The 7,218-nt window shown below is 72.7% G+C and carries 7 protein-coding genes; 3 read left to right on the forward strand and 4 right to left on the reverse strand.

Annotation, left to right across the window (positions count from 1 at the left end):
* Window positions 1–193: 193 nt before the first annotated feature.
* The 3 genes from ACOJUF_RS20675 to ACOJUF_RS20685 all read right to left on the reverse strand — a co-directional run bounded on the left by ACOJUF_RS20675 (window position 194) and on the right by ACOJUF_RS20685 (window position 3,482).
* Entirely contained in the window at window positions 194–1,267 is a 1,074-nt protein-coding gene (locus tag ACOJUF_RS20675; protein ID WP_420123698.1) for an aspartate-semialdehyde dehydrogenase, read from the reverse strand.
* Between the two features lie 6 nt (window positions 1,268–1,273).
* The gene (locus ACOJUF_RS20680) at window positions 1,274–2,539 is read right to left on the reverse strand and encodes an aspartate kinase (RefSeq protein WP_420123699.1); all 1,266 of its coding nucleotides are present in this window, start codon (window positions 2,537–2,539) and stop codon (window positions 1,274–1,276) included.
* A gap of 82 nt (window positions 2,540–2,621) precedes the next feature.
* Window positions 2,622–3,482, reverse strand: coding sequence for a CPBP family intramembrane glutamic endopeptidase (locus ACOJUF_RS20685; RefSeq protein WP_420123700.1), 861 nt, complete (start codon window positions 3,480–3,482; stop codon window positions 2,622–2,624).
* A 99-nt stretch (window positions 3,483–3,581) separates the two neighbouring features.
* Here ACOJUF_RS20685 and ACOJUF_RS20690 point away from each other — a divergent pair, with 99 nt between their 5' ends.
* Together ACOJUF_RS20690 and ACOJUF_RS20695 are read left to right on the forward strand one after the other, a co-directional pair.
* A complete protein-coding gene (locus ACOJUF_RS20690) occupies window positions 3,582–4,193 on the forward strand; it encodes a DUF2510 domain-containing protein (RefSeq protein ID WP_420123701.1) in 612 nt (203 codons plus the stop codon).
* Window positions 4,194–4,258: 65 nt separating this feature from the next.
* On the forward strand, window positions 4,259–5,059 hold the full coding sequence (locus tag ACOJUF_RS20695) for a pentapeptide repeat-containing protein (protein WP_420123704.1): 801 nt from the start codon (window positions 4,259–4,261) through the stop codon (window positions 5,057–5,059).
* 6 nt (window positions 5,060–5,065) lie between these two features.
* Here ACOJUF_RS20695 and ACOJUF_RS20700 read toward each other — a convergent pair whose 3' ends face one another.
* On the reverse strand, window positions 5,066–5,824 hold the full coding sequence (locus ACOJUF_RS20700; protein ID WP_420123702.1) for a hypothetical protein: 759 nt from the start codon (window positions 5,822–5,824) through the stop codon (window positions 5,066–5,068).
* Between the two features lie 327 nt (window positions 5,825–6,151).
* On the opposite strand from ACOJUF_RS20700, the gene ACOJUF_RS20705 reads away from it, so the two are divergent.
* On the forward strand, window positions 6,152–7,218 hold a 1,067-nt coding region (locus tag ACOJUF_RS20705), incomplete at its 3' end, for a 2-isopropylmalate synthase (protein ID WP_420123703.1).

Below are 7,218 nucleotides of genomic sequence, written 5' to 3' on the forward strand. Positions count from 1 at the left end.
GGTCTTCAGTCACGGTCGGGCGACCCGGCGCCAGGACGCCGCCGGACGCCACCGGACACCACCGGGCGCCGCCGGACAGCGTCAGACCCCGGCCGGACCCCACCGGCCCCCGCACGACACAGTCGGGCACCCGGCCCGGACGGCGCAGGGGCGGCCGCCCGACACCGATCAGCGGCCGCCCGTCGGCGAACGATCAGCGCGCGGCGACGACCGCGTCCGCGACGACCTCGGCGATCTGCACGGCGTTCAGCGCGGCCCCCTTGCGGAGGTTGTCGTTCGAGACGAACAGCACCAGACCGCGGCCGTCGGGCACGGAGGCGTCCTGACGGATGCGCCCGACGTACGACGGGTCGGCGCCGGCCGCCTGCAGCGGGTTCGGCACGTCGGTCAGTTCGACGCCCGGCGCGCCGGTCAGCAGCTCGGTTGCCCGGGCCACCGAGAGCGGCCGGTCGAATTCGGCGTTGATCGAGAGCGAGTGGCCGCTGAACACCGGGACCCGCACGCAGGTGCCGGAGACCAGCAGCTCCGGGATGTCCAGGATCTTGCGGGACTCGTTGCGCAGCTTCTGTTCCTCGTCGGTCTCGAAGGTGCCGTCGTCGACGACCGACCCGGCCAGCGCGATCACGTTGAACGCGATCGGCCGGACGTACTTCTTGGGCTCGGGGAACTGCACGGCGCCCCCGTCGTGGGTCAGCGCGCCGGGGGCGACCGGGCCGTCGACCACCGCCCGGACCTGGCCCTCGAGCTCGGCGACACCGTCCAGCCCCGATCCGGACACCGCCTGGTAGGTGGACACGATGAGCCGGCGCAGGCCGGCCTCGTCGTGCAGCGGCTTGAGCACCGGCATCGCGGCCATCGTGGTGCAGTTCGGGTTGGCGATGATCACTCCGGGGCCCTTGGCGGCGATCGCGTCGAGCGCGGCCTGCGGGTTCACCTCGGACACGACCAGCGGGATCGACGGATCCTTGCGCCAGGCCGACGAGTTGTCGATGACGGTGACGCCGGCGGCGGCGAATCGCGGCGCCTGCGCCCGGGACAGGGTGGCCCCGGCCGAGAACAGCGCGATGTCCAGCCCGCTCGGATCGGCCTCGGCGGTGTCCTCGACGACGATCTGCCGATCGCCCCAGGGCAGGCTCGTGCCGGCGGAGCGCGACGAGGCGAAGAACCTGATGCTCGCGACGGGGAAGTCCCGCTCGGCCAGGATCCGCCGCATCACCCCGCCGACCTGCCCGGTCGCGCCGACCACTCCGATATTCAGTCCACTCACGGCCCTCTACCTCCCGGTTCCCGCGTACACGACGGCCTCTTCGTCCCCGCCGAGCTCGAAGGCGTCGTGCAACGCCCGCACCGCGGTGTCCAGTTCCACGTCGCGGACCAGCACGGAGATGCGGATCTCGGAGGTGGAGATGATGTCGATGTTGACCCCGGCGGCGGCCAGCGCCTCGCAGAAGGTCGCGGTGACGCCGGGGTGCGAGCGCATGCCCGCGCCGATCAGCGAGACCTTGCCGACGTGGTCGTTGTAGACGATCGACTCGAAGTCGATCTCGGGCTGCCGCGACTCCAGGGCCGCGACGGCCCGGGGACCGTCACCCTTGGGCAGCGTGAAGGTGATGTCGGTCTTGCCGTCGACCGCCTTGGAGATGTTCTGCACGACCATGTCGATGTCGATCTCGGCGTCGGCGATGGTCCGGAAGATCCGGGCGGCGACGCCGGGGTGGTCGGCGACCCCGGTGATGGTCACCTTGGCCTCGCCCCGGTCGTGGGCGACGCCGGTGATCAGGGCATTTTCCACGGGAAGATCCTCCATGCTGCCGGTGACGAGCGTTCCGTTTCGGTCGTTGTACGAGGAGCGGACGCGGACCGGGACGCCGTAGCGGCGCGCGTACTCCACGCAGCGCAGCATCAGCACCTTGGCCCCGGAGGCCGCCATCTCCAGCATTTCCTCGTAACAGATGGTGTCCAGCTGGGCGGCGTTCGGCACGATCCGCGGGTCGGCGGTGAACACGCCGTCGACGTCGGTGTAGATCTCGCAGACGTCCGCGTTCAGGGCGGCCGCCAGCGCGACCGCGGTGGTGTCCGAGCCGCCCCGGCCCAGCGTGGTGATGTCCTTGGTGTCCTGGCTGACGCCCTGGAAGCCGGCGACCAGGGCGATGCTGCCCTCGTCCAGCGCGGACCGGATCCGGCCCGGGGTCACGTCGATGATGCGGGCCTTGCCGTGCGTGGAGTCGGTGATGACGCCGGCCTGCGACCCGGTGAAGGAGCGCGCCTCGGCCCCCAGCGCGGTGATGGCCATCGCGACAAGGGCGTTGGAGATGCGCTCGCCGGAGGTCAGCAGCATGTCCAGCTCGCGGGCCGGCGGCGACGGCGAGACCTGCTGGGCCAGATCCATCAGCTCGTCGGTGGTGTCACCCATCGCCGACACGACCACGACGACGTCGTGGCCGTCCTTGCGGGTCGCCACGATCCGCTCGGCCACCCGCTTGATCCGCTCCGCCGTCCCGACCGACGAACCGCCGTACTTCTGGACGACGAGGCCCACTTCCACTCCCACTGTCGCGTGCGTGCACCCGTGTTTCGGGCCGGTGACGGATTTTACCGGCAGGACCTCGGTCCGCGGGCCATCAGGCCGATGCGCTCACGGCGACCAGGGCCGCGACCGCCACCGCGTTGAAGACGACGTGGGTGACGATCGCCGGGCCCAGGCGCCCGAACCGGATGGTGAGCCACCCGAGAACCAGCCCGGCGACGAACAGCCCGGGCAGTAGCGCGAGCGCGGACACCAGGTCGCCGACCTCGGAGACGTGCAGCAGGGCGAACACGGCGGCGGTGGCCACGATCGCGATCCGGGCCCGCTGCCGCGGATCGGCCAGCCGCGCGTGGCCGGAACTGCGCCGGAGCAGGCTGGCCAGGGCCCCGCGCAGGCCGACGCCCCGGAAGAAGATCTCCTCGATCACCGGCCCGACCAGCCCGATCGCCAGCGCGTTGAGCACCAGGACGGCGCCGCGGCCGATGCCGTTCTCCCCCAGCACGTCCTGCAGATTGCCCTGCGGCAGCTGCCCGGTCAGACGGGTGATCAGCACGGTCCAGATGCCGATGGCCAACCGCAGGCCGAAGCCCGCGCCCAGCCCGATCCACAGGTCCACCCACCGGAACCGCAGGGCGAGGTCGGTGACCAGGTTGCCGGTGCCGTGCCGGCGGCAGGCCCAGACCGCGGTGCCCAGCAGGCCGATCCACACCGGCAGCGCGGCCACCACGAGCGTCGCCGCGCCGAGCTGGCCACCCGTGAGCCGGATCACGGCCGACAGGACCGTGCCGGCGAGCAACACGCCGCCCAGGCCGACGAAGACGTCGACGAACGTCCACGGCGGCCGGGAACCGTCCGGCACCGCCGGTGACGATCCCGACGGCGGACGCGACTCGGACGGGGCCGCCGTCACCACGGCGAGGGGCTCGGTCGGTGGATCACCGGGGGCTGCGGGCACGACCCCATGGTGCCCCGGCCGATTGTGGACAACTCGGGAACCCGGCCGCGCCGTCGGTAATCTCGAAGCAGCCGTCCCGCCAGCGCGAGGGAGTTCCGGATGCCGACCCGACCCGATGTCCTTCCCCCGGCGCGGCTGGCCGCGGGCTGGTACCCCGACGACGGGGACCCGGAGGCCGAGCGGTGGTGGAACGGCACGCAGTGGACCACCCACACCCGGGTCGCCGGGGTGACGATGACCGACCTGGCCGCCGTCGAGGGCCAGTCGCCCCGGGCCTGGTCGGCCGGGGACGAGCGCCTGCTGGCCACCGTCGACGAGCCGGTCGGCCCGCCCGTCGCCCGGCCCGACCCGTTGGACATCCCACCCGGCTGGTACGCCGACCCGCTCGGCTACCCGGTGCTGCGCTGGTGGGACGGCTGGGCCTGGACCGGGCACACCGGTCCCTTGCCCCCACCGCCGGCCGCCCCGGCCGCGCGCAAGTCGGTCGGCGTCGCCATCGTGCTCACCCTGTTCTTCGGCCCGTTCGGCATGTTCTATTCGACCGTCGGCGGGGCCCTGACCATGCTGGCCGTCCTGTTTTTCGGCGGGTTCCTGGCGTTCGGGCTGTTCTGGTTCCTGCTCTGGCCCATCGCCTGGGTCGGCTCGATGGTCTGGGGCGCCCTGGCCGCGGCCCGGGCGACGCCGGATCCGTACCGCCCGGGCCGGCGCTGAACGTGCGGCCGTTGCCGCTGCTCGCGGCCGACTGTTCGGCCTGCTCGGCGTTGTGCTGTACGGCGATGAGCCTGCGCCGCTCGGCCGACTTCGCGATCGACAAGCCCGCCGACCGGCCGTGCCCCCACCTGCGGACCGAGGATTTCGGCTGCGGCATCCACGACCGGTTGCGGGAGAAGGGCTTTCCCGGATGCATCGCCTACGACTGCTTCGGGGCCGGGCAGCGGATCACCGGGTCCACGTTCGAGGGTCGGACCTGGCGGGACCACCCGGACGAGGCCTCGACCGTCTTCCCGGCGTTCATGACGATGACCGGGGTGCACGAGGTGCTCTGGCATCTGGACCACGCCCGGTCGTTGGCCACCGGAGAGCTGCGGGCCGAGGTCGAGCAGGCCCTGGACAGCACCGACGCCCTGGGCGACCTGCCACCGGACGAGCTGGCCCGGCTCGACGTGGTGGCCGCCCTGACCCCGGCGATGGACCTGGTCAAGCGGGTCAGCCGGCGGGCCCGCGCCGGCAGCGCGGGTCCCGATCTCGCCGGACGTGCCCTGGTCGGGGCCGACCTGCGCCGAACCGACCTGCGCGGGGCCGACCTGCGCAGCGCGGTGCTGCTGGGCGCCGATCTGCGCGGCGTCGACCTGGACCGGGCCGATCTCGGCGGGGCCGACCTTCGGGCCACCCGGTTGGCCGGGGCCGATCTGTCCGGCGCGCTGTTCCTGCGACCCGCGCAGCTGTCCTCGGCCCTGGGTGACGGCCGGACCCGGCTGCCCGCCGGCTGGGACCGTCCGGCACCGTGGTCGTCGCCCGTCGACCGAGCCGACCGGCCAACTCGTTCGAGCCGGGTCCGTCCGCGGCGCCCCGGCTGACCGCCGTCAGAACTTGAACTCGGCCCCGAGCGACCCGCCGCCGCCGGTCTTGGGATCCACCGTCGCCTCGAACCGGAACCGCACCGACCGCGGCACCCCCTGGGCATCCCGGCCCAGCGGGATCTCCGGCGTCTTGAGCACCAGCTTGGTGACCCCCAGACCCTGGTTCAGGCCGACCAGCAGCGGCGGGACGACGAACGTGGCGAGGGTGATGGTGGCGGGCGCGCCCGCCTTCTTGATCTCGCGGGCGGCGATGTCGGCCAGCCGGTCGAGCAGGCCCTTCACGGTCGGCAGGGCCAGGATCGCGTCGAGCACGTCGCTCAGGTCGGCCGGTTTGGTCGTCGGCGCGGGAGGACCGCTCGGCGTGGCGGGATCACTCGGCGTGGTGGGATCGCGCTGCACCGAGCTCGCGCCGGCCCGGAGGGTCTGCACCTGCGCGGCGTCGGTACCGGCCCCGGACTCGGCGGCGGCGCTCGACCCGCCGCCCTGGGCCGCGGCGTCCTGGCGGAGCTGTCCGGCCACCGCGGCGCCGTCGACGCTGCTCAGGACGGCGTTCACCAGATCGTCGACCCGGCCGGTGTCCTCGGCGGTGGGCAGCGCCTCCGCCGTCCCCGCCTCCTCCTCCCGTTGGACCGCCGGCCGCAGCAGGGCGGCGATGGCCCGGTTGCCGGCGCCCTGCCAGCGCCCGAACGGCCCGGCCGGAACCGGCCCGGCGGCCGGCGCGCCGGTCCACCCCTGGGTGGTTCGACCCTGGTGCGCGTGCATGGTGATCGATGGTAGGGCGACCCAACCGGACACCCAACCGCATTTCGCCCGCTCAGGCTGCCCGCCGACGACCGGCGTGGCGGCCCCGACCGGGTGGTGGGTCGCGCCAGCGGATGCACCCGGCGGAGGGGTCGGGGTACAGTCCCAGACGTGGTGCGCACCGCAGCGGCCGTCCCGACGACGTCCGGCCTGCTCCTTCGCCGCCGCGACGGAGCCTGATTTCCGACTGGCTCCTCCGTCGCGGTGTGTTGTGCTGCCGGTCATTCCCCCCGCCCGGGCCGGATTGATCACGAGCACGGGCTCTCCCGCAAAGGACACCAACCAGCAATGGGTACCCCCGCCCCGTCCCGCCTGCGCACGCCGGCCGGCGACATTCCCGCCGGTCAGGCCGCCTACAACCGGCAGCGGCCCAGCTCCATGCCGTACGCGCGCTACACCCCGTTCGCGCCGATCGACCTGCCCGACCGCACCTGGCCGAGCAAGGTCATCACCAAGGCACCGCAGTGGTGCGCGGTCGACCTGCGGGACGGCAACCAGGCCCTGATCGACCCGATGACGCCCGCCCGCAAGCGGCGCATGTTCAACCTGCTGGTCCAGATGGGCTTCAAGGAGATCGAGGTCGGGTTCCCGGCGGCCAGCCAGACCGACTTCGACTTCGTCCGCGAGATCATCGAGCAGGACGCCATCCCCTCGGACGTGCGGATCCAGGTGCTGACCCAGGCCCGGCCCGAGCTGATCGCCCGGACCTTCGAGGCGGTCGAGGGCGCCCCGTCGGCCCTGGTCCACCTGTACAACTCCACCTCCACCCTGCAGCGGCGGGTCGTCTTCGGCCTGGATCGGGTCGGCATCCGCCGGATCGCCACGGACGGCGCGGAGGAAGTGGCCCGCTGGGCCGAGAAGTACCCGGACACGGACTGGCGCTTCGAGTACTCCCCCGAGTCCTACACCGGCACGGAACTGGAGTACGCGGTCGAGGTGTGCAACGCGGTCTCCGCGATCTGGCAGCCGACCGAGCAGAACCCGATGGTGGTCAACCTGCCGGCGACGGTGGAGATGGCCACCCCCAACGTCTACGCCGACTCGATCGAGTGGATGAACCGGAACCTGGAGCGGCGCAACGGCATCGTGCTGTCCCTGCACCCGCACAACGACCGCGGCACCGCCGTGGCCGCGGCCGAGCTGGGCTACCTGGCCGGCGCCGACCGCATCGAGGGTTGCCTGTTCGGCAACGGCGAGCGCACCGGCAACGTCTGCCTGGTGACCCTGGGCCTGAACCTGTTCAGCCAGGGCATCGACCCGCAGATCGACTTCTCCGACATCGACGAGATCCGCCGCACGGTCGAGTACTGCAACCAGCTCGGCGTCCCCGAGCGGCATCCGTACGGCGGCGACCT

The sequence above is a fragment of the Nakamurella sp. genome (assembly GCF_048594475.1).
Classification (GTDB): domain Bacteria; phylum Actinomycetota; class Actinomycetes; order Mycobacteriales; family Nakamurellaceae; genus Nakamurella.